At 49.9% G+C, this 24592-nt stretch carries 18 protein-coding genes; 5 read left to right on the forward strand and 13 right to left on the reverse strand.

Translation table 11 applies throughout. From position 1 onward, the window contains the following. Window positions 1-83: 83 nt before the first annotated feature. The 8 genes from rseP to rpsB all read right to left on the reverse strand — a co-directional run bounded on the left by rseP (window position 84) and on the right by rpsB (window position 7834). The gene (rseP, locus tag C7W93_RS05810; RefSeq protein WP_108439172.1) at window positions 84-1451 is read right to left on the reverse strand and encodes an RIP metalloprotease RseP; all 1368 of its coding nucleotides are present in this window, start codon (window positions 1449-1451) and stop codon (window positions 84-86) included. Then, the gene (gene ispC / locus C7W93_RS05815) at window positions 1451-2620 is read right to left on the reverse strand and encodes a 1-deoxy-D-xylulose-5-phosphate reductoisomerase (protein WP_108439173.1); all 1170 of its coding nucleotides are present in this window, start codon (window positions 2618-2620) and stop codon (window positions 1451-1453) included. Before ispC ends, rseP begins: the two co-directional genes overlap by 1 nt. 8 nt (window positions 2621-2628) lie before the next feature. Continuing rightward, the gene (locus C7W93_RS05820; protein ID WP_108439174.1) at window positions 2629-3462 is read right to left on the reverse strand and encodes a phosphatidate cytidylyltransferase; all 834 of its coding nucleotides are present in this window, start codon (window positions 3460-3462) and stop codon (window positions 2629-2631) included. Further along, window positions 3462-4226 (reverse strand): polyprenyl diphosphate synthase, encoded by a 765-nt coding sequence (gene uppS / locus C7W93_RS05825; protein ID WP_108440501.1) that lies wholly within the window; start codon window positions 4224-4226, stop codon window positions 3462-3464. The genes C7W93_RS05820 and uppS overlap by 1 nt, the downstream gene beginning before the upstream one ends. An 84-nt stretch (window positions 4227-4310) precedes the next feature. Further along, window positions 4311-4871, reverse strand: coding sequence for a ribosome recycling factor (gene frr / locus C7W93_RS05830; RefSeq protein WP_108439175.1), 561 nt, complete (start codon window positions 4869-4871; stop codon window positions 4311-4313). Window positions 4872-5029: 158 nt separating this feature from the next. After that, on the reverse strand, window positions 5030-5746 hold the full coding sequence (gene pyrH / locus C7W93_RS05835) for a UMP kinase (RefSeq protein WP_108439176.1): 717 nt from the start codon (window positions 5744-5746) through the stop codon (window positions 5030-5032). A 264-nt stretch (window positions 5747-6010) separates the two neighbouring features. Beyond that, window positions 6011-6892, reverse strand: a complete 882-nt coding sequence (gene tsf, locus C7W93_RS05840; protein WP_108439177.1) for a translation elongation factor Ts — start codon at window positions 6890-6892, stop codon at window positions 6011-6013. A gap of 189 nt (window positions 6893-7081) precedes the next feature. Next, window positions 7082-7834: a 30S ribosomal protein S2 gene (rpsB, locus tag C7W93_RS05845; protein WP_108439178.1), complete on the reverse strand. Its 753-nt coding sequence runs from the start codon at window positions 7832-7834 to the stop codon at window positions 7082-7084. 331 nt (window positions 7835-8165) lie between these two features. On the opposite strand from rpsB, the gene map reads away from it, so the two are divergent. From map to C7W93_RS05860, 3 genes are all read left to right on the forward strand, one after another. After that, window positions 8166-8987: a type I methionyl aminopeptidase gene (map, locus tag C7W93_RS05850; protein ID WP_108439179.1), complete on the forward strand. Its 822-nt coding sequence runs from the start codon at window positions 8166-8168 to the stop codon at window positions 8985-8987. Window positions 8988-9120: 133 nt separating this feature from the next. Continuing rightward, window positions 9121-11673: a [protein-PII] uridylyltransferase gene (locus C7W93_RS05855; RefSeq protein WP_108439180.1), complete on the forward strand. Its 2553-nt coding sequence runs from the start codon at window positions 9121-9123 to the stop codon at window positions 11671-11673. 199 nt (window positions 11674-11872) lie between these two features. Further along, on the forward strand, window positions 11873-12619 hold the full coding sequence (locus C7W93_RS05860) for a pseudouridine synthase (RefSeq protein WP_108439181.1): 747 nt from the start codon (window positions 11873-11875) through the stop codon (window positions 12617-12619). A gap of 150 nt (window positions 12620-12769) precedes the next feature. Here C7W93_RS05860 and C7W93_RS05865 read toward each other — a convergent pair whose 3' ends face one another. Further along, entirely contained in the window at window positions 12770-13240 is a 471-nt protein-coding gene (locus C7W93_RS05865; RefSeq protein ID WP_108440502.1) for a DUF1854 domain-containing protein, read from the reverse strand. 14 nt (window positions 13241-13254) lie between these two features. Next, window positions 13255-15570, reverse strand: a complete 2316-nt coding sequence (locus tag C7W93_RS05870; RefSeq protein ID WP_108439182.1) for an ABC transporter ATP-binding protein — start codon at window positions 15568-15570, stop codon at window positions 13255-13257. Between the two features lie 316 nt (window positions 15571-15886). Between C7W93_RS05870 and cphA (C7W93_RS05875) the strand changes: the two genes are divergently transcribed. Together cphA (C7W93_RS05875) and cphA (C7W93_RS05880) are read left to right on the forward strand one after the other, a co-directional pair. Further along, a complete protein-coding gene (cphA, locus tag C7W93_RS05875; protein ID WP_108439183.1) occupies window positions 15887-18085 on the forward strand; it encodes a cyanophycin synthetase in 2199 nt (732 codons plus the stop codon). A 196-nt stretch (window positions 18086-18281) separates the two neighbouring features. After that, entirely contained in the window at window positions 18282-20852 is a 2571-nt protein-coding gene (gene cphA / locus C7W93_RS05880) for a cyanophycin synthetase (protein ID WP_108439184.1), read from the forward strand. Window positions 20853-20942: 90 nt separating this feature from the next. Here cphA (C7W93_RS05880) and def read toward each other — a convergent pair whose 3' ends face one another. The 3 genes from def to ligA all read right to left on the reverse strand — a co-directional run bounded on the left by def (window position 20943) and on the right by ligA (window position 24592). After that, window positions 20943-21479 (reverse strand): peptide deformylase, encoded by a 537-nt coding sequence (def, locus tag C7W93_RS05885; protein WP_108439185.1) that lies wholly within the window; start codon window positions 21477-21479, stop codon window positions 20943-20945. A gap of 169 nt (window positions 21480-21648) precedes the next feature. After that, window positions 21649-22524, reverse strand: a complete 876-nt coding sequence (galU, locus tag C7W93_RS05890; protein WP_108439186.1) for a UTP--glucose-1-phosphate uridylyltransferase GalU — start codon at window positions 22522-22524, stop codon at window positions 21649-21651. Then, window positions 22511-24592 (reverse strand): NAD-dependent DNA ligase LigA, encoded by a 2082-nt coding sequence (gene ligA / locus C7W93_RS05895; protein WP_108439187.1) that lies wholly within the window; start codon window positions 24590-24592, stop codon window positions 22511-22513. Before ligA ends, galU begins: the two co-directional genes overlap by 14 nt.

Genomic DNA, 24592 nt, shown 5'->3' on the forward strand with positions numbered 1-24592 from the left:
CTAGTAAAACATCAGCAGTAGGCAATACCACTAAGCAACTAAAAAGCATACCGCCGCTGGGTCAGTTTTTGCGCCAGTCCTTACTAAAATATAAGGCGAACAATGTCATTAAACATAGCCACTGCCATCAACGTCAACAAAATACCTATACCTGCGCGCTGGGCAATTTCCCCAAACCGTTGTGGAACAGGGCGTCCGGTCAAAACTTCCACCGAATAATACAGCAAAAGACCGCCATCTAAAACTGGGATGGGTAGCAAATTCATTACCCCCAAACTGATGCTGATAAATGCAATAAAACTGAGATAACTAATTGCGCCGACACGTGCAGTCTGTCCGGCATAATCGGCAATCGTGATCGGACCCGTAATATTTTTCCATGAAACCTGCCCAACCAACATTTTCCCCAACATTTTTAGGGTCAAAACGCTGCTGTCCCAGGTTTTTTGCGTGCCTTTTACAAGAGCTGCCACAGGAGAGCTGCTTGCAACAATCATTTCCGGTGCCAATGGGACTTCAACCTTAATCAGACCGAAGGTTTCACCCTTAACCTCTTGTCGCTCTGGCGTCACGTCTAGCTGAAACTTTTGTCCATTTCGAACGCCAGCGATAGTCAATTTCTTGTCCGGCGAGGCTCTCACTTTTTCAACCAATGCCAAGCCGTCGCTGATCGCCACGCCGTTAACATCCGTAATTAAATCACCGTCACGCAAACCAGCTTTCATCGCTGGGCCATCCGGCATTACCCGGCCCAACACTGCTTTTGGTCGCGCTAAGTCAATCCCGAGCTTACCTAAAAAATCCCCCTCCAAATCCTTCGGGCGAACGCTATCAAGTGGCAAAGTGATGGTATCCAGCAAATTACCGCCAGACGGACCTGTATTCGGGTGCTGCACGTCAAGCTTGACACTACCCTTCTCTAAAGCTGCCTGCAGTAACTTCCAACGCAAATCCGACCAGATCTGAATCGGCTGGCCATTGACCGCTGTCACCAGCTCACCACCGCGCAAACCGGCCTGATACGCCACGGTTTGCTCGGCGACAGTTCGTAATTTGGGAGTCGGCTCAGGTATGCCGTGAATATATAAACCTGCAAATAACAAAATGGCAAGGATGAAGTTTGCCAACGGACCTGCAGCTACGATAGCCATGCGCCGCCAAACAGATTGCCGGGTAAATTCACGCTTGAGGTCAGCCGGAGACATGCCCGTAATGTCTTGCTCGCGGGCGTCAAGCATTTTTACATAGCCACCTAAAGGCAAAATCGAGATTGCCCATTCAGTCTGGTCAGCGCCAAACCGGCGCGAAAAAACTATTTTCCCCATCCCAACAGAGAAGCGTAAAACTTTCACGCCGCACAAGCGCGCAACCGAGTAATGGCCGAGTTCGTGGATGATAACCAACGATCCCAGCGCAACGACAAAAGCTAATATTGTTTGTAGAAATACCATCAGGAGATAAATGCACGAACTGCCGACCGAGCCAGTTGATCCTGCTCAAGCAGTGAGTTGATATCAGTCACATCGGACACCGGCAACTTATCCATAGTGCGAGCAATTAATTGGTCTATCATGCGAAATCCAACTTTCCCGTTTAAGAATGCTTCGACAGCGACTTCGTTAGCCGCGTTCAATACCGTAGCAGCTGAACCTCCAGCTAACAGTGCATCATACGCGAGTTTTAAACAAGGAAAGCGATTGAGATCGGGCTTGGTAAACTGCAATTGCCCAATGGCAGTCAGGTCAAGCGGTACGACCCCAGAGGCAATACGCTCGGGATATGCCAACGCGTATGCAATTGGTGTACGCATATCAGGATTGCCAAGCTGCGCCAAAACTGACCCGTCTATATAAGAAACCATCGAATGAATTACACTTTGGGGATGAATCACTACGTCAATTTGACTAGCAGGCGCGCCGAATAGCCAGTGCGCCTCAATCACTTCCAATCCTTTGTTCATCATGGTGGCAGAATCCACCGAAATCTTGCGTCCCATTACCCATGTAGGATGCGCTACCGCCTCTGCAGGCGTCACGGTATCAAGCGTTTCTACCGATCTGTGTAAAAACGGGCCACCGGAAGCGGTCAATAAAATTTTGACAACACCCATCGCCGCCGGATCACGTTGATACGACTCTGGCAAACATTGAAAAACCGCATTATGCTCACTATCGATCGGCAACAGCGTTGCACCACTGCTACGAACAGCATCGATGAACAACTGACCCGACATGACTAGCGCTTCCTTATTTGCCAAAAGGATTTTTTTCCCGGCATGAGCCGCTGCTAAGGAGGATGCCAGCCCTGCTGCACCGACAATAGCGGCCATAACGGTGTCGCAACCAGATGCGCTTGCCACATCGCACAAAGCCTGCTCACCGTAGGTAACCTCAGTCGTGAGCCCTTTTGCCAGCAATAACCGCGATAACTCTTTAGCGGAATCTGCATTGCCAACCACGGCAACCTGAGGCTTGAATTGCGCACATTGCTGCGCTAATTGTTGAATCCGCGTGTGCGCGGTCAGCGCATAAACAGCATAACGATCAGGATGCAACGCAAGTACGTCAAGCGTGGAAACGCCTATTGAGCCTGTAGAACCTAAAATTGTAATATTTTGCATCAGCGACCTTAAAACCAGAAACCTAGCAGCGCCACCAACGGAAGCACTGGGATAAGTGCGTCGATTCGATCCAAGACACCACCATGGCCCGGCAACAACTGGCTACTATCTTTGACACCGGCCCGGCGTTTCAGCATTGACTCGAATAAATCACCAATAACGCTCGCAACAACCAAAAGTGTCATGACGCCGACCAGGCCTAACCAACCCCAAACATTAAAAAGCTGTACTGGAAAAGTATCTGCCAATGGTATTGCAACGGGAGTCACACAAATGAGACCCGCGATTAACAGCACCAGTAGCCAACCGCCGATTGCCCCCTCCCACGACTTACCGGGAGAAATTGAAGGTGCCAATTTTCGCGACCCAAACGCTTTACCGCAAAAATAAGCGCCAATATCGGCAACCCAGACAATCGTCATCACCGATAGCAAATACAGCGGAGAATGGAGAAATAATCCTAGAATAGCAAGAAAACAACCGAATATCGAGATGGCGTAAGTAAAGCCTACGATATGGCTGCCTATGCTTTTTAGCGGTGGTAAGCCGAATCCCAGTGCGGGGGTGAACCGCAAAAACCACAGCGCGACGCAAAGCGTAAACAGTAAGCCGATATTTGCGCCACCGCCTCTGACAACCACCAAAATCAATAACACCATCGCAGCGAGCGCATACGCCAAGGCACGATTGCCAACGGCACCGAAAACGCGGGCGCACTCCCAAATGGCAGCCGCAAAAAAAAGTACGGCAACCACTGCGAATCCGGGGAAATAATTGAAATAGAGAATTGGCAGCAACACTGCCAGCAATAACAGCGCTGTAATGACCCGCGTTTTTAACATCAGGAAGCCTTTTTTTGCTTTTCCAACTGTTCGCTGGTTCGTCCGAAACGGCGTTCACGCTGCTGGTAGGATACGATCGCTTTATCTAGTTCCGCACCATTAAAATCGGGCCAATAGGTATCGGTAAAATACAGCTCACTATAGGCAAGTTGCCATAACAAAAAATTGGAAATTCGTTGCTCGCCACCGGTACGGATGAATAAATCAGGTTCCGGCGCGTAAGCCATAGCCAGATGCTTCGCCAATTGATCTTCCGTGAATGCGACGCCTGTGTCGGATCCGCCCTCCGCCAACATTTTTTGGACCGCCTGCATAACATCCCATCGGCCGCCATAATTGGCACAAATGGTCAATGTCAGATTCGTATTGTTAACAGTTTTACGCTCTGCATTAGCGATCATTTCCTGCAATTTGGTATCGAACCGACTGAGATCGCCGACAACTCTGAGCCGAATGCCATTGTTATGCATTTTTCCGACTTCGCGCTCTAGCGCGGTGACGAAAAGACGCATCAGCAATGACACTTCTTCTTCAGGACGGCGCCAGTTTTCAGAGCTGAAAGCGAACAAAGTCAAATACTCGACGCCGCGCGTTGCACAAGCCTCGACGATATTGCGTACGGCTTCAACGCCTTTAGCATGACCGGCGAAACGCGGAAGAAACCGGCGCGTCGCCCAACGCCCATTCCCATCCATAATGATCGCAATGTGCCGAGGAACTGCCGAGTTAATCGGCACCGATAGCGTCGAACTTGAATGAGTCATGAAATTGAAATAAAAATTATTGTTTAGAACCGAATGCACGGCATGAAGACCTGCATCAGGCTCTCAGACAGCAAACGACACTTTTTATACCGTCAAAATTTCTTTTTCTTTATCCACGACCTGCTTATCAACATCCGAAACAGCCTTGTCAGTCAATTTTTGAATATCGTCTTGTGCCCGACGCTCATCGTCTTCGGAGCATTCTTTATCTTTAATTAGCTTCTTCAAACCTTCATTGGCATCACGACGAATGTTTCGAATAGCAATTTTTGCGTCTTCGGCTTCGCTTTTTACCAATTTGACCATTTCCTTGCGACGCTCTTCTGTCAACGGTGGTGTTGGCACGCGGATGATCTCACCTTGCGTTGATGGATTCAGGCCCAGATCGGCTTCGCGAATGGCTTTTTCGACAACGGCGATCATTTTCTTTTCGAATGGCTGAACTCCAATAGTCCGCGCATCAATCAGCGTCACATTCGCAACCTGACTTAACGCAGTAGGACTGCCGTAGTACTCAACCTGAACGTGGTCAAGAATACCGGTATGTGCACGACCGGTACGAACTTTAGCAAGATCTGCACGCAAAGTCTCAAGCGACTTCTGCATTCTCAGATCGGTATTTTTTTTAACGTCAGCAATACTCATGCTGCTCTCCTATTCTTAAACTTAATCTTTAAACAATTTATTTAAATCTGCCTAATCTTTACTACTAAACACACCTCTTATTTGCGCATGACTGTAGTAGTTATTAGATAGGTTTATATTCAACCACAGTTAGAACTATGACAATCAATTTTTTTGAACTAAACGTGGACCAGCGTGCCTTCATCCTCGCCCATAATCACACGCCGCAATGCGCCAGGTTTATTAATAGAAAATACCTTAATTGGCAATTTCTGATCCCGACATAATGCAAATGCGGTGGCATCCATTACTTGCAAATGTTTAGTAATGACCTCGTCGAACGAGATAGTTGTATAACGCGTTGCGGTTGGGTCTTTTTGTGGGTCAGCGCTATATACACCATCGACTTTAGTCGCTTTAAGTACAATTTCTGCACCGATTTCTGAACCGCGCAATGCGGCAGCAGTATCAGTCGTAAAAAATGGATTCCCAGTTCCGGCTGCAAAGATAACAATTTTATCTTCTTCCAGATACTGCAAGGCCTTTGGTCGCACATATGGCTCGACCACTTGCTCAATACTGATCGCTGACATAACACGTGCAGTCAATCCTGCCTGCCGCATCGCGTCAGCTAAAGCCAGCGAATTCATCACGGTGGCCAACATTCCCATGTAATCAGCAGTCGCCCGATCCATTCCCTGCGCACCCGGTGCTACACCTCGGAAAATATTTCCGCCGCCGATCACTATCGCCAGCTCTACGCCCAGAGCGGCAATTTCAGCAACGTCCGCAACCATCCGATCAATGGTCACTCGATTAATGCCATAGGCATCTTCACCCATCAGGGCTTCACCGGAGAGCTTAAGGAGAACACGCTTATATGCTGGTTTGGTCATGGTCTGAGTCCTTCGATCTATTCCGATTAACAATTTAATTATTACGTATTTTTATTATCCCGTCGGCTTGATGACGATGCTATTTTGAAGACGAATCGCATCGCAATCAACGGCCAGCGCAGTGTGCAAATTTCCGGGTTATTGCAAACTAGCTAACACGCACGCGCCTAACAGATTCCTTAGGCCGCCACTTAGTTCGCATAAAGCACAAAAAAATCCCGACAACCAAAAAAACGGGCCTTGCGGCCCGCTATTTCTTATTACTTAAGCTTGTTTGGCAGCAGCAACAGTTGCTGCAACCTCTGCTGCAAAGTCGTCTACTTTTTTCTCAATGCCTTCACCCACCACAAACATCGCAAATGACTTGACGCTGGAATTTGCTTCTTTCAGCATTTGCTCAACGGTTTGCTTGTCATTCTTGACGAAAGATTGATTTAACAGAGAAACTTCTTTCAAGAATTTCTGTACCGAACCTTCGATCATTTTTGCAGCGATCTCAGCAGGCTTACCGGATTCAGCGGCCTTCAACGTTGCAACCGAGCGCTCTTTTTCGATCAGCTCTGCAGGCACTTGATCCGACGATAGCGATACCGGCTTCATGGCTGCGATGTGCATGGCAACATCTTTACCGACTTGCTCGTTCGCGCCATCATACTCGACCATTACACCAATGCTGGTGCCGTGCAAGTAAGATGCCAATTTAACGCTCGTTTCAAAACGACGAAAACGACGAATCGACATATTTTCACCAATACGGCCGATCAATTCTGCACGTTTTGATTCGACAGTACCACCATTCAAAGGCAAAGCTGACAACGCAGCAACATCGGCTGGATTGTTTTCTGCGACCAATTTAGCGCAGGCATTTGCCAGTGCAATGAACTCGTCATTTTTAGTAACAAAGTCAGTTTCGCAGTTAATTTCTACCAGTGCACCAACACCGCCAGCGATAAAGGCTGAAACAACGCCTTCTGCAGTAATACGGGAAGCTGCTTTAGATGCTTTGCCGCCCAACTTAACGCGCAGAATTTCTTCTGCTTTGACCATATCGCCTTCGGCTTCGGTCAATGCTTTTTTACATTCCATCATCGGCGCATCAGTCTTTGCGCGCAGCTCACCAACCTGTGCTGCAGTAATTACTGCCATTTCATTCTCCTAGATCAATCGGTACAAACTTGCCGCATTCGTCAACATTCGTCATTCATCACTTAAACGATCGACGCGCTCCAGCTAACAATCACTTGTACCATCAGTCAAAAATTATTCGGTTATACAAAAAAAGGGGCAATCGCTGCCCCCTTTTATTGTTGAAGTGTATTACTTCAATCTCAGGATTTACGCCTGTGCGTTGTTTACCTCAACGAACTCATCAGCGTTACCTTTGATCAGTTCAACTACTTCATTGACGGCGCTAGCACGGCCTTCAATGATTGCATCTGCAACACCACGTGCGTACAAAGCGATTGCTTTAGACGAATCATCGTTACCAGGAATAATGTAAGTTACGCCTTCTGGTGAGTGGTTAGTATCGACCACGCCGATAACCGGGATACCCAGTTTTGCGGCTTCAGTGATTGCGCCTTTGTGATAGCCAACGTCGATAACAAAGATTGCGTCAGGAATACCGCCCATATCTTTAATACCGCCGATAGCTTTTTGCAGCTTGATCATTTCGCGCTGGAACATCAAACCTTCTTTTTTGCTCAGGTTCTCAACTGAACCGTCAGCAATCGATGCTTCCATTTCTTTCAGGCGCTTGATTGAAGTCTTGATCGTTTTGAAGTTAGTCAGCATGCCGCCCAACCAACGTTGATCAACGAATGGCGAACCTGAACGTGCAGCTTCAGCAGCAATGATTTCGCGCGCTTGACGCTTGGTGCCGACAAACAGGATGTTGCCGCGATTGGATGACAATTGGCGAATATACTTCATCGCCTCTTGATACATACCAAGGGTTTTTTCCAGATTGACGATGTGAATTTTGTTGCGGTGACCGAAGATGTACGGTGCCATCTTTGGATTCCAAAAACGAGTTTGGTGACCGAAATGGACGCCGGCTTCCAGCATTTCTAACATTGTTACTGACATAATTTTCTCCAGGGTTGGGTCTGGAATCTGCTCAGTCACCAGTCTTGTAAAACAAGAAAGGCACCCTTTTCGAGCGGATTCGCGATTTAAAACAACGAGTTACTGCAACATACTTGGTGTACAAATTACTACTTCGCATGAATACCAATTCAGGCTAGCCGGAGATTCTACCCTAAAACAAGGTAATCCTTCAAGTCTTGCATCCCCCTAGTCTCGTCTATAATCTATCTTTATTCAGGTCCGCCGCAAAATCTCTGATTTTGTTGGTTTTGCCTCCCCTTTTACGTTTCTGCGAACGCAAGTTTGCAATTTCATATCAAATTACCTACCTATGTCCTCAATTTCCATTAAAACGCCTGAAGATATCGCCGGCATGCGCATTGCTGGCAAGCTTGCCTCTGAAGTGCTTGATTACATTACGCCGCACGTCAAAGTTGGCGTGACGACCGGCGAACTTGATCGCCTTTGCCACGAGTACATGATGAATGTGCAAGGCACCATCCCGGCACCGCTGAATTATTGCCCACCAGGCTACACGCCCTATCCGAAGGCCATCTGCACGTCGGTAAACGACGTCATCTGCCATGGTATTCCGGGCGACAAAGTGTTAAAAAATGGCGACGTAGTGAATCTTGACATTACGGTCATTAAAGATGGCTACCATGGCGATACCAGCCGGATGTTTTATGCTGGCGAACCATCAATCATGGCCAAACGCCTCGGCGACATCACCTACGAATGTATGTGGCTAGGGATTGCCAAAATCAAACCAGGCGCGCATTTAGGCGATATTGGCCACGTGATTCAACAGCATGCAGAAAAAGCTGGCTACAGCGTGGTTCGCGAGTTTTGTGGACATGGAATCGGTAAAGTCTTCCATGAAGAGCCACAAGTTCTGCATTACGGTCGCCCCGGCACACTTGAGAGACTAGAAGCCGGGATGATTTTTACGGTCGAGCCGATGATCAATGCCGGACGTCGCGACATTCGCGAAATGGGCGATGGCTGGACTATCCGCACCAAAGACCGTAGTTTGTCAGCGCAGTGGGAACATACCGTGCTGGTGACCGAAACGGGCTATGAAATCCTGACAACATCGGCTGGCGCACCGCCGCCACCGGCATTTATTACACCAGTCGTTACTGCCGCATAATCTTTTCATGCCCATTAACTGAAAGGCGCGTTGATGCGCCTTTCAAAATTTTTACAATGGATTTTTTTGCAATACATTTGGAATTCGAGTAATACTTCTGGCAATTGCCCCACTCCCCGCCCACTGCGCAGCTATGCCGACACTTGCCAAAACCTTAAAAAATCAACTCAGAAATGAACGGCAGGCAGTCATCACTGCTTTTTTAGAAGACGGCAAACCAGAGCCGCTTCTCAAGCAATTAAGGCAAAGTGTTGACACAGCATTAACTTTGGCATGGAAAGTATTACAGCTGCCCGCCTCCGCTGCATTAGTTGCCGTAGGCGGTTATGGGCGTGGTGAGTTATTTCCTTATTCCGACGTTGACCTCTTGATATTGTTGGATGCTGCACCGGATGCCCAATTAAAAAATAGCCTGGAACAACTAGTCCAATTATTTTGGGACATCGGCCTGGAAATTGGCCACAGCATCCGTACCATCGACGAATGCATGACCGAAGCAGCAGCGGATATCACAGTAAAAACCAGCCTGCTAGAAGCCCGACTGGTCACCGGCAACAAGCGCCTGTTCAGCGCGTTACAAGAACGCTATAACGCCGCGATGGACCCGCGTGCTTTTTTTCAGGCAAAAAAACTGGAAATGCGCCAGCGCCATGTAAAGTTTGAAGATACAGCTTACAGTCTTGAGCCAAACTGCAAGGAAAGTCCGGGCGGTCTGCGCGATTTACAAGTCATTTTATGGGTGGCAAAAGCTGCTGGCCTAGGCGATTCGTGGAGCAAACTCGCCAAGCGGTCGCTTATTACCGCGGCTGAAGCGCGACAGTTGACCCAAAAAGAACGCGCTTTTAAAGATATCCGTATTCGCTTGCATATCTATACCAACCGGCGTGAAGATCGCCTGGTTTTCGATGTCCAGACACCGATTGCGGAGACGCTTGGCTTCAAAACGACGGAAACCCGGCGCGCCAGTGAATATCTGATGCAGCGGTATTACTGGGCTGCCAAAGCAGTGACCCAGCTGAATCTGGTTCTCTTGCAAAATATCGAAGCGCAGCTGTTTCCACAACCTATCGTTCCGCAGCCGATCAATGAGCGCTTCAATCAAATCAACGGACTGATTGATATCGCCAGCGAGGATCAGTTCGAGGTCACGCCATCGAGCATGCTAGAGCTATTTCTGCTGATCGCACAGGATATCCATATCAGGGATATGACCGTGCGTACGCGTCGCGCGCTATGGCATGCACGCTTAAAAATCGATACCGCGTTCCGCCGCAATCCCTACAATCGGTCATTATTTCTACAGATTATTCAAGCACCGCAAGGCATTACACATGCATTACGAGCGATGAACCAGACCGGGATTCTGGGGCGCTATCTTCCTAACTTTCGGCGTATTGTCGGGCAGATGCAGCATGATCTGTTTCATGTCTACACCGTCGATCAGCATATCCTGATGGTGGTGCGAAATGTACGCCGCTTCACCATGAGCGAGCACGCACATGAGTATCCGTTTTGTAGTCAATTGATTGCGAACTTTTCGCGCCCATGGATACTGTATGTCGCTGCCTTGTTCCACGATATCGCCAAAGGTCGTGGCGGTGATCATTCGCAATTAGGCATGGCGGATGCCAGACAATTTTGCCAGCAGCATGGCATATCCGAGGAAGACACAGAACTCGTTGTGTTTCTGGTGCAGCAGCATTTAACGATGTCACACGTAGCGCAAAAGCAGGACATGTCGGATCCCGATGTCATTCTGAGTTTCGTCAATACGGTAAAAGATGAGCGCCATCTGACAGCGCTTTACTTGCTGACGGTGGCCGATATTCGCGGCACCAGCCCTAAAGTGTGGAACGCCTGGAAAGGCAAACTGCTGGAAGATTTATATCGCATCACGTTACGTGTTTTAGGTGGCGAAACGCCCTCCACCGACCGTGAATTAAAGAATACGCAAGAAGATGCAATGCGCACGTTGCGGCTGTATGGCCTGCCCAATGATGCGCATGAGCCTTTGTGGAAGCAGTTGGATGTCGCGTACTTTTTACGCCACGACGCACCAGATATCGCATGGCAGACACGTTCTTTTTATACACTGGTCGACAGCCCAAAACCTATCGTCAAAGCCAGACTAGCCCCGATTGGTGAAGGCTTGCAGGTCGCTGTTTACACAAGAGATGAAGCCGATTTATTCGCGCGTATTTGCAGTTACTTCGACAGCAAGAATTTCAGCATTCTGGATGCCAAAATTCATACAACCAAGCACGGTTATGCACTGGATACATTTCTATTAAGTGCGCCATTATTTGCGAAGCACTACCGCGATATCATTAACTTGATTGAGCATGAACTGACGACGCAACTGGAAGCACGTGGCCCGCTGCCAGCACCGACGCAAGGACGCTTATCCCGTCTGTCGCGCACCTTTCCGGTGACACCGACAGTGGATCTTCGTCCTGACGATCGGGGGCAGTATTATCTGCTGGCGATTACGGCGAATGATCGAGCTGGTCTGCTGTATTTGATTGCTAACGTGCTGGCGAAATACAAGATTAATTTGCATACGGCGAAGATTATGACGTTGGGGGAACGCGTCGAAGACGTGTTTTTGGTTGATGGCAGCGCGCTCAACCATAGTCGTAGCCAGTTACAACTCGAAACCGATTTGCTGGATGCATTGCAGATTTAAGCGGTGTGCTTGAACGCTTTAAGATATATACGACTCATGCAGAATTGCTTTTTTCAAAGCGTGCCAATAAAAGCTGGTAAGGTCACGTTGACCAATGTGGGGCTGTTTGCGCAGCACCGCCAATTGCAATAAAAAGTATGTTTTTGCTAGAGAGTTTTACGCAGTCCAACCTTTTTCTATTTAACTATTTTTGTATCTCATGACTGAACCACTACGCCTTTCCAAACGCATGTCCGAACTCGGTCTTTGTTCACGCCGCGAGGCCGATGAATGGATCGCCCGTGGCTGGGTTCGCGTCGATGGCGTCATCATTTCCGAACTGGGCAGTAAAGTTCTGCCGCACCAACATGTGACAGTCGAACGCCAGGCCAGCGCCGAACAAGCCAGGCGCGTGACTATTCTGATTAACAAACCAATGGGTTACGTCAGCGGGCAGGCGGAAGATGGTTACAAACCGGCTGTAGTTCTTGTGAATGCGGCGAGTCGCTGGAAAGAAGACAAATCCGTGCAGGAATTTCACGGCAGCCAGTTGCGTAACCTTGTCCCTGCTGGGCGCCTTGATATTGACTCTGTTGGATTGTTGGTGCTGACGCAGGATGGGCGTGTCGCTAAGCAGTTGATTGGTGAAGATTCTGCTATCGATAAAGAGTATTTGGTGCGAGTGGAATATCACCACGGTTTGAAATTACCGGCGGAGGATTTACGTCGGTTGAATTTTGGGTTGTCGCTGGATGGTAAGCCGTTGAAGCGGGCCATTGTTAAATGGCAAAACGAGGATCAGCTCAGTTTTACCTTGAGAGAAGGTAAGAAACGGCAGATTCGCCGGATGTGTGAGGCAGTGGGGTTGAAAGTTACCGGTCTGAAACGTATCAGGATTGGGAAGATTACGCTGGGGGATTTACCTACTGGCGAGTGGCGATATTTGAATTTAGATGAAAACTTTTAAGTGAATTTTTTGTTGTTTGTGTTTTTTGGATCAATTTTTGTAATTGGTTGATTGAGGTTTGGTTTTGTGAGGAGATGGTTCGGTTGGTGTTTCTTAACACGCTTATTAAACATCAGCCGAACCATCACCCAACAAACCCTCATCAACCGTTTACAAAAACCGATCCAAAATTTTACGACTAACCTTATCCAGCGCGTGCAAATCCCGAATCACAAAATGCACCCCATGATTATCCGCAATCAACAACGACGCCCCCGCCAACCGACGAATATCCTCCTCGCCTTTTAACGTAAAAGTAGCCTCCCCACGATTCGTAGCAACCGTCCAGTTGCTGGGCGTCGTGTAACTAGACACATGAAGAATACGGCTAATCTCCGGCATAAACTCACGTCGAGCCAGCTCCTCTTCAACAATCGCCCGCGTATCATCGGGCAGCTCACTTAAGCGATCAATCCAAGCCAACTCCTGCCCATTAGCAGCCACCAGCGACAACCCCTCATCCGCAGCGCTAATAGGAAACGCCCGCACCGGCAGAGCGCCCTCATGCACTTCTCCACTAGCAGAAGTAAACACCAATCGCCCAAAGGCATTACGGCTCAAGCGAAAATCAAAATCTGTCATTTTTGTCGTCATCTTTATGCGATGCTCTCAACATCTTTGCTAGTGATACCGTTCCAGTTTTGCAATTCCGGCTCTTCATCAACATTCCGTAATTGCGCCTGATACAAGCGGTAATAAGCCCCCTCGCTAGCCATCAATTCATCATGATTACCGACTTCAACAATCTCCCCCCGATCCATTACCACTAATCGATCCGCTTTACGCAACGTCGATAAACGATGGGCGATAGCTATCGTAGTCCGACCTTGGACCAGATTATCGAGCGCTTTCTGAATCTCTTTTTCAGTGCTAGTGTCGACTGAAGAAGTCGCCTCATCCATGATCAAGATACGCGGATCAATCAGCAATGCACGCGCAATCGAAATACGCTGACGCTCACCGCCGGACAACGCTTGACCACGCTCGCCGACCAAAGAATCATAACCTTGCGGCAAACGCAAAATAAACTCATGCGCATGCGCTGCACGGGCCGCAGCGACGATATCTTGACGCGTCGCCTCAGGTTTGCCATACGCAATATTGTCTGCAATAGTGCCGAAAAACAAGAACGGCTCTTGCAAAACCAACCCAATATTGCGACGGTATTCAGCAATCGGTAGCGAGCGAATATCAACGCCATCTATCTTAATTGCACCTTCCGACACGTCGTAAAACCGGCAAATCAAGTTAACCAGCGTACTTTTCCCAGACCCACTATGCCCGACCAAACCAATCATTTCGCCCGGCTTAATCGACAGATTCACGCCGCGCATCACAGACCGGTTACCGTAGCGAAAACCGATGTCGCGTAATTCGATAGCGCCTTGAACATTCTCCAGATGCACCGGATTGGCAGGTTCTGGCACGCTCGATACATGATCAAGAATTTCAAAGATGCGCTTTGCGCCAGCAGCCGCTTTTTGCGTTACTGAAACAATCCGGCTCATGGAATCAAGGCGGGTATAAAAGCGGCCAATATACGCCAGGAAAGCAACCAATACCCCAACGGTAATCTGATTTTGTGAAACTTGCCAAATACCGAAAGCCCAGACCACCAGCAAGCCTATTTCAGTCAAAAAAGTAACCGTCGGCGTGAACAACGACCAGATTTTATTTACTCTATCGTTGACCAGCAAATTATGACGATTGGCTTCTTTAAAACGCGTCGCCTCGCGCTTTTCCTGCGCGAACGCTTTGACTACGCGAATCCCCGGAATCGTATCGGCCAGCACGTTAGTCACCTCCGACCAGATGCGATCAATTTTTTCAAAGCCGTGACGCAAGCGATCGCGCACCAGATGAATCATCCACGCAATAAATGGCAATGGCAGCAACGTTACCAGCGCCAGCCATGGATTAATCGAGATCAAAATCGCTGCAGTCATCAGCATCATCAATACATCGATCGCAAAATCGAGCAAATGCAATGACAGGAACACGCAAATGCGATCCGACTCCGAACCAATCCGCGCCATCAAATCGCCGGTGCGCTTTCCACCAAAGTATTCTTGTGAGAGTCGCAATAGATGTTCGTAAGTCGAGGTCCGCAAATCCGCACCGATGCGCTCACTGACAATCGCCAGAATATAAGTCCGTGCCCAGCCGAGTGTCCATGCCACCAGCGCCGATCCGAGCAGTCCGGCCATGTAGAGCTTCACCAGGCCAACATCGATCGGCTTCCCGTTTTGATAAGGAATCAGGATGTTGTCCATCAAAGGCAGGGTTAAGTAAGGCGGCACTAATGTCGCGGCGGTGGATGCCAGAGTCAGCAAAAAACCCGCGATCAATGACCATTTATACGGTTTGGCAAAGCGCACCAGGCGGAATAATGCCCAACGCGAAGACGCCTCTTCCTTTTTTTCAGGGCAGATGGCGCAGTCGTCTTCGCCCGGCGGCAAAGGTGCCTGACATTGTGGGCAGACTCCCTCGTCCAGCCGCTCGACTGATCGGCCCGATAAACGCGCCTGTAATTGCCGGTCGAAGTGATTGATCAGGCGCAATGCGATGACATTTAGGCCCAGGGTATAGCGCCAACTCGCCAGACGTTGCCGGGGATCAACTAATTCAAGACTACCGATACCGGCGTGATCGTGATGGCGTAATGAAAGCCCGTCGTAGTAATCGCACTGATACCACTCAGATTCACCGCGCATTTTCGCCAGAATACGTCGATCAGTCACAACTACCAAACCACGCGTAAAATGTAGCGCAGCATCAATATCCACCTCTAGCCAGGCGGCAACTTTCTCTTCAGAGGCTAATTGCGACTGTACGTCCGCACGCCAATTGCCCGGCAAAGATTGGATCGTGTTATTAGATTGGGAAGTAAGACTGAATAATTCTCTTGTCATCTGAACGGCGCGGTGCCCTGAAAAGGGATAAAAGGAATGAACGGAAGGCAATAAGTTGCGTCTGCAATGGCTTGCGCATCACTTATTAACAACAAAAATACATTTGACGTGAGTCTGACGCAAGAAAATACGTATCTTTAGAACAACATTTTCGTGAAGATAGTATGCTGCGGTATTTTAAGGGGTTTTAAGCAGCTGATTGCGATGAATGGTAATTATTTATTTTTTATTCTTTGTAAACCATTTGTAACTTAAAGCGTTAAATCCAACTGGGCGTTCTTTGCTGCGTGCAATCCCATAGTCTGACTAATTACACATGAAAAACATAGAATTTCTCCGAATTACATCTTTGCGCGGCCCAAATATTTGGACGTATCGATCCGCTCTTGAGGCTTGGATCGATATCGGAGAACTGGAAGACTGCCCTTCTAACGTTATTCCCGGTTTTAATGAACGCCTGACAACCTGGTTGCCGTCATTAATTGAACATCGTTGCAGCTATGGCGAGCGCGGTGGTTTTGTGCAACGTCTGAAAGACGGCACTTGGCCCGGTCATATTTTAGAACATGTCACGCTGGAATTACAAAATCTGGCCGGTCTGCCCGGTGGCTTCGGCAAAGCACGTGAAACCTCCAAACGCGGTGTATATAAAGTCGTTGTGCGAGCCCGCCACGAGCAAATCACGCGCGCCGCTTTGTACGCCGCCCGCGATCTGGTCATGGCCGCGATTGAAAACAAGCCATTTGATGTCGCGAGCCATGTTGTCACCTTGCGAGAAATGGTCGACTCGCTCTGCCTGGGTCCGAGCACAGCCTGTATCGTCGATGCTGCCGACCAACGCCGCATTCCCTCCTTGCGGCTATCGGCAGGTAATCTTGTCCAACTAGGCTACGGTGCCCGTCAACGGCGCATCTGGACTGCCGAGACAGACCAAACCAGCGCCATTGCAGAAAGTATTTCAAGCGATAAAGATCTGACCAAAAGCCTGTTGCAGTCTTGCGGCGTGCCGACTCCGGAAGGACGTATCGTCGAGAGCGCAGAAGATGCATGGGAAGCGGCAGAAGATATCGGACTGCCCGTAGTCGTCAAACCAACTGATGCTAATCATGGCCGTGGCGTCTTCATCGATTTAAATACCCGCGCCGAAATCGAGACTGCCTACGCTTGTGCATTAGAAGAAGGCAGCGGTGTCATCGTCGAACGCTTCATTCGCGGTAACGAACATCGTTTGCTGATTGTGGGCGGCAAGTTAGCTGCTGCTGCCAGAGGTGAACCACTATCGGTCATCGGCAATGGCACCTCGACCATTTTGGAGTTGATCGACAGCCAATTAAACTCCGATCCACGCCGCGGTGAGCTAGAAGAACATCCTCTTAGTCCAATCATCCTGGAACAAGAACCGACTATCCAAATGGAATTGGAGCGGCAGGGCTATTCCTCAACGTCCATTCCCACCGCCGAAAAATCAGTACTAATACAACGCACCGGCAACGTCTGCATCGATGTAACAGCAAAAGTGCATCCTAGTGTTGCCGCAGCGGCGGCACTGGCCGCCCGCATCGTTGGTCTGGATATTGCCGGTGTTGATCTGGTGGCAGAAGACATTTCCCGGCCATTGGACCAGCAACGCGGTGCCATCGTCGAAGTCAATGCTGGCCCCGGTTTGTTGATGCATTTGAAGCCCGCTGAAGGCGAAGCGCAGCCGGTGGGTCTTGCGATCGTTAATCACCTGTTCGCTGGTGAAGAAAACGGTCGTATTCCCATCGTCGGCGTCACCGGCACAGATGGCAAAACCGTAGTCTCGCATCTGATCGCCCGCCTGCTCAATCTGAGTGGCAAACATACTGGCCTTGCGTGCAGCGATGGCCTGTACTTTAATAATCAACAGGTTGAAAAGAATAATTGCGCCGACTGGACGGGAGCGCATCGGGTATTGCTTAACCGTGCAGTCGAAGCAGCGGTATTTGAAAACGGCGCCAAAACGATCCTGTCTGAAGGTTTGGCTTATGATCGCTGTCAGGTTGGCGTAGTCACCAACATCGCCTTAACGGATAAACTGCCGGATTACTATGTCGACGATGCTGAACAAATAGCTAAGGTATTACGCACCCAGGTCGATATCGTATTGCCAACTGGTGTAGCAGTGTTGAATGCAGCCGATCCGTTAGTGTCGGCATTCGCAGAATTATGTGACGGCGAAGTTATTTTCTTCTGTGCTGAGCAATCGCTACCCGTGATTACGCAACACTTGATGCAAAACAAGCGCGCTGTATTTGTTCGTCATGGGCAAATTATTTTAGCCACCGGCAAACGGGAAATCGAATTGGCGCAAATTGCCACGATCCCGCTCACCGCAGATGGTCAACCGTCGTCGCGCACAGAAAATGTCCTGGCTGCTGTTGCTGCAACATGGGCACTTGGCATTAGCGTCGATTTGATACGCGCTGGTATTGAAACCTTTAATTTAGAGCTGGTAAGACCGCCGCTGAATACAAGAAAAACAAAGTTAGCCTAATCGACCTTTTGGTCGCAACATCATTGCCATCATGTCCCATTAAGCGGCATGCAGGAAATCGATGACGTTGCGACATCAAGTCGACTTGCAGCAGTAACAAAAAACGCCACATGTTTGAATTGCCATATTCTGGCAACAAAAATTTAGACCCCATTAAAATTGGTCAAACAGACCAAAAATTCAGGAAAACTTGTTGATGGACGTATCACGTATCCGATTCCTACGCGGCCCAAATTTATGGTCCCGTCACACTGCGATTGAAGCAATCGTGTCATGCACAGAAGTTGAGCGTTCGATTGCCGGCATGCACGATTTCGAGGCGCGCTTGCGGGCTTGCTTCCCGCATATCGGCTTCCTCGAGTCGACCAGTGTGGACGATAATATTTCGATGGCCCACGCACTAGAAAGCGCCGCACTCGCGCTGCAATCGCAAGCTGGCTGCCCAGTCACCTTTAGTCGTACTGTCCAGGCGCTGGAAAACGGTGTCTATCAAGTCATTGTCGAATACAGCGAAGAAGCCGTCGGCAAACTAGCCTTCGAGCTGGCGCAAGCATTATGCAATGCGGCAGCTAATGATCAGCCATTCGATCTGGCCGATGCGTTATCGCGCTTGCGAGAGCTGGATGAAGACGTTCGATTGGGGCCAAGTACCGGCTCCATCGTAGAAGCCGCGGTCGCCCGTGGCGTACCGTTTCGCCGTCTGACCGAGGGCAGCATGGTGCAATTCGGCTGGGGTAGCCAGCAGCGCCGTATTCAAGCCGCAGAAACTAGTCACACCAGCGCCATTGCCGAAGCAATTGCGCAAGACAAAGACCTCACCAAGATGTTGTTACTGGCAGCCGGCGTTCCGGTCCCCACAGGCCGCGTCGTAACGACGGCTCCCGATGCCTGGGCAGTCGCGCAGGAAATCGGTAGTGCAGTAGTGGTCAAACCGCGCGACGGCAATCAAGGCAAAGGTGTTGCAGTCAACATCGGCACGCGTGAGCAAGTCATGGGCGCCTTTGATGTTGCTGCGGAAATCTGTGCAGACGTCATCGTTGAGCGCTATCTGCCCGGCCACGATTTTCGTCTGCTGGTCGTCGGCAAAGAACTGGTGGCAGCAGCCAGACGCGACCCGCCACTGGTCATTGGCGATGGTCGTAATACCATCCGCGCTTTAGTCGATAACGTCAACAGCGACCCCTTGCGTGGCGATGGTCATGCAACCCCGCTGACTAAAATTCGCTTCGACGCCATCGCGATTGCAACACTTGCAAAGCAAGGTTATCAGGCCGATACGATCCCGCCAAAAGGCGTCCGCGTGGTCCTGCGAAATAACGCGAATCTAAGCACTGGCGGCACTGCGACGGATGTCACCGATGACGTGCATCCGCAAATGGCAGCGCGCGCCATCGCCGCTGCTCAAATGGTCGGTCTGGATATTTGCGGTGTCGACGTGGTCTGTAACAGCGTCCACAAACCACTGGAAGAGCAAGAAGGCGGCATCGTTGAAGTCAACGCCGCGCCGGGCCTGCGCATGCATATCAGCCCGTCTTATGGCAAAGGTCGCGCAGTCGGTAAAGCGATCATCGAAACTATGTTTAGCGGCAACGACGATGGTCGTATCCCATTGGTTGCTGTCGCCGGAACCAACGGAAAAACCACCACCGTGCGCTTGATTGCGCATCTTCTTAGCTGTAAAGGTCTGCGCGTCGGCATGACCAATTCCGACGGTGTGTATATCGAAAAGCAGCGTATCGACACCGGCGATTGCAGCGGCCCACGCAGCGCCCGTAACGTTCTGATGCATCCCGATGTTGATGCGGCGGTATTTGAAACCGCACGCGGTGGCGTATTGCGTGAAGGACTCGGCTTTGATCGTTGTAACGTCGCCGTCATTACCAATATCGGCATGGGCGATCACCTTGGCCTGAGCTTTATCAGCACAGTCGAAGACCTGGCAGTAGTCAAACGCGTGATCGTCGAAAACGTCGCTCCCAACGGTGTTGCCGTTCTCAACGCTGGTGATCCTATGGTCACCAGCATGGCGCAAGTCTGCCCGGGCTCAGTCACGTTCTTCGCCTACGACAACAGTAATCCAGTCATGACCACGCATCGCGCGCAAGGTCATCGCGTTGTCTATCTGGACGGCGGGGATATCGTCGCAGCGCAAGGAGCGCAAGAAGTACGTTTACCGTTAGCAGAAATCCCATTGACACGGAACGGCACGATCTGCTTCCAGGTTGAAAACGTAATGGCCGCTACCGCAGCTGCCTGGGCGTTGGAACTGGATTGGAAAATTATCCGCAATGGCCTGCACTCATTCATAAATGATCCCGCCACTGTGCCCGGCCGATTTAACGTATTCGATTATCGTGGTGCCACATTGATCGCTGACTACGGCCACAATCCTGATGCCATCGTTGCGCTGGTACAAGCGGTTGAAAACATGCCCGCCAAACGACGCTCAGTCGTCATTAGTGGCGCAGGGGATCGCCGCGATGAAGACATCCGCCAGCAAACCCAACTGCTGGGTGATGCCTTCGATGAAGTTATTCTGTATCAGGATCAATGCCAGCGCGGTCGTGCAGATGGCGAGGTCTTGGCGCTGCTGCGGGACGGTTTAAAAAATGCGCGCCGCACCAAAGCCAGTCAAGAAATTGATGGCGAATTCGTTGCAATCGATACTGCTTTATCGACCTTAAAAGAAGGCGATTTATGCCTGATTTTAGTCGATCAGGTTGAGGAAGCGTTGGAACATATTGCTAAACGAATTGCCGAAGGCTAAATACGCCACTTTGCTGCTTATAAGCCAGAAGATAAAAAAGCGGGACAGCCTTGTATGGCTATCCCGCTTTTTATTTGGCCTGACGATTTATTAATCGTCGTCGTTAGGATCCAACTCCGGAAACAATACCGAAGTAAATCCAAATCGTGAAAAATCCTTGATCCGCATTGGATATAAAATCCCATCCAAATGATCGCATTCGTGCTGCACCACGCGCGCATGGAACTCATCAACTGCGCGGCTAATCGCTACGCCATGCTGATCGACGCCTTCGTAATGTAATTTCTCCCAGCGCGGCACCACGCCTCGCATCCCGGGCACTGACAAACAGCCTTCCCAGCCGTCTTCCGTGATATCCGAAAGTGGCGTCAAAACAGGATTGATCAAGACAGTTTCAGGTACCGGTTCTGCATCAGGATAACGCAGGTTATTTTTAAAACCAAAAATTACCACCCGCAAATTAACGCCGATCTGCGGTGCCGCCAAACCCGCACCATTTGCGGCATGCATCGTATCAAACATGTCAGCGATCAATGCTGCCAGTTCCGGGGTATCGAAATCGGTGACTGGCTCTGCCTTCAACAACAGACGTGGATCACCCATTTTTAGAATTTCACGCACACTCATAGAATCAATCGTCACATTTAGTATTAGAACTTACGCAAAACGGTTCGGCACCGCACTTGGCAACCCTGCCGATGAAGGCAGTGCAAACGTAAAAATTACTTCGAAGTTACGTAAAAGATCGCCAAGACAGCCAGAAGTTATAACGCCGTTGCTACGGTTTAAAAAAGTATTATTGGAATTGTTGCAGATATTTGGTAAATTCAGGGCCGGTTTCCGGATGCTTTAGGCCCATCGCCAAGGTTGCTTTCAAATAGCCGAGTTTGGAACCGCAATCGTAGCGCTGACCCTCATAGCGATACGCCAGAACCTTTTCTTTTTCCATCAGCGCAGCGATGCCATCGGTGAGTTGAATTTCGCCGCCTGCGCCCTTGCCTATTCCTTCTAGGCAATCAAATATACCGTTAGTCAATACGTAACGACCAACGACTGCCAACGTAGAAGGAGCATTTTCTGGGAGCGGCTTTTCAACGATGCTATTTACGCGCTCCAAATTGGCCTTGTAAGCATCAATGCTGACGATACCGTATTGTTTGGTCTCAGCACGGGGCACATCCTGCACCGCCAAAACGCTACTGCCTTCTTGCTCAAATACATCCGTCATTTGCGCCAATACTGCTTTTTGGCCCTCTTCGACATCCATAAAATCATCTGCCAGCAAGACAGCAAACGGCTCATTACCAACGACGGGACGCGCGCACAGCACTGCATGACCAAGGCCTAATGGGGCGGATTGACGAATAAAAATACAATTAACGTAACTGGGGATAACATTCCGAACCAGATCCAGCAACCTGATCTTACCGGCCGCTTCAAGCTCACTTTCAAGTTCAAAAACAGTATCAAAATGATCTTCAATTGCCCGTTTATTCCGGCCGGTGATAAACACCATATCGGTAATACCGGCGGCAACCGCTTCTTCGACCGCGTATTGAATCAACGGTTTATCGACAATCGGAAGCATTTCTTTTGGTTGGGCTTTCGTTGCTGGCAAAAATCGGCTACCCAAGCCAGCTACTGGAAATACTGCTTTTCTAATTTTTGTCATGATCGCTTTCTAAAAGAGTTCGGAGTCCGTCTTCATCAAGAATACTGACATTTAATTCTTCCGCTTTGGTCAATTTACTACCTGCCTCGGCACCAGCGACAACGTAACTTGTTTTCTTCGATACTGAACCAGCTACCTTACCACCGGCAGCCTCAATTAGTGCTGCAGCTTCATCTCGGCTGAGCGTAGGCAGAGTTCCTGTCAGGACAAATGTTTTACCTGACAAGAACTTGGACTTGGTTTCCGCTGGCAAGTTCGCAGCCCAATATACGCCGGCGGCGCGCAACTGTTCAACCAGTTCGACATTTAACTGATCACTGAAGAACGCCAAAATCGACTTCGCCACTACGGGACCAATGTCGGCGACCTCTAATAATTGCTCTTCAGAAGCTTGTATTACCGCATCGATATCGCCGAAATGACTTGCCAACTCCTTGGCGGTAGCCTCTCCAACATGGCGAATACCCAACGCATAAATGAACCGGCCTAACGTTGTCGATTTAGACTTTTCCAGCGCGGCAACAACGTTTTGTGCCGATTTATCCGCCATTCGGTCAAGCGCAGCCAGTTTCACAATACCAAGTTTATATAAATCGGCCGCAGTAGTAATGATCCCGCGATCAACCAACTGGTCAATTAATTGATCGCCCAGACCCTCGACATCCATGGCGCGACGCGAGGCAAAATGTTGCAAACCGCCCTTCCGTTGCGCCGGGCATTTAACCCAACCGCCGGAGCAACGCGCTATCGCTTCGTCTTCCAGCCGGACAATCTCCGAGCCGCAAATAGGGCACAGAGTCGGCATCACGAACGGTTGCGCTGTCGCGGAACGACGTTCGGCTACGTACGACACCACCTCAGGAATAACATCACCGGCACGGCGCACTATGACGGTATCGCCGATCTGAATATCCTTGCGCCGAACTTCATCCTCATTGTGCAACGTCGCGTTAGTTACCGTCGCGCCGCCAACAAATACCGGTGCCAGCCTTGCGACCGGGGTTATCGCCCCAGTGCGGCCAACTTGCACCTCAATATCAAGCACCTGCGTCGTCGCCTCTTCGGCGGGGAATTTATGTGCCAACGCAAAGCGCGGCGCACGCGATACAAATCCCAGCATTTGTTGCTGCTGCAAACGATTGACTTTATAGACTACGCCATCGATTTCATACGGCAACTTGCCGCGCTTTGTGCCAACTTCTCCGAAAAACCCCAACATACCTTGCGCGCCTTTGACTACCGCCCGCTCTTTGCAGACAGGCAGGCCAAGCGTCTTGTACCAGTCAAGCAATGCAGAATGCGACGGCGGCATTTCTGCGCCATCAAGGATGCCGATGCCATAAGCAAAAAACCGCAACGTGCGTTGTGCGGTAATCCGTGAATCAAGCTGGCGTAAACTACCGGCGGCAGCGTTGCGGGGATTGGCGAACTCTTTCAGTTCAGCACTGCGTTGACGTTCATTGAGGCGCGCAAAATCGGCTTTGAACATCAATACTTCGCCGCGAACATCCAAGACTTTAGGGGGGTTATCGCTATGCAAGCGTAGCGGAATCGCCCGTATCGTCCGAATGTTGCTAGTAACGTTTTCCCCGGTACTGCCATCGCCACGGGTGGCAGCCTGCACCAGGACGCCATCCTCATAACGCAAATTGATCGCCAGTCCGTCAAACTTCAGTTCAACCGCGTAGTCGATCTCGGTTTCCGTATGGGTATCAAGCCCATCTCTGACGCGCCGGTCAAATTCAACAATGTCGGCATCGCCAAAGCCATTACCTAGCGACAACATCGGGATTGAGTGCGTGATCTGGTCAAATTGGGGCAGCGGCGCAGTACCAACGCGCTGGGTAGGCGAATCCGGCGTATTTAATTCTGGATGCAATTGCTCCAGCGTCTGGAGTTCGCCAAACAGGCGATCATAGTCCGCATCCGGAATGGACGGATTATCGAGCGCGTAATACGCATAATTGTGGCGATTTAATTCCGCAATCAGCCACGCTGCGCGCACACGCCAATCGGCGGCATCGGGAGCATTCCCGCTGCCGCCACCATCGAATAAACTTGGTTGCAT

The organism is Glaciimonas sp. PCH181 (assembly GCF_003056055.1).
Taxonomy (GTDB): Bacteria; Pseudomonadota; Gammaproteobacteria; order Burkholderiales; family Burkholderiaceae_D; genus Glaciimonas.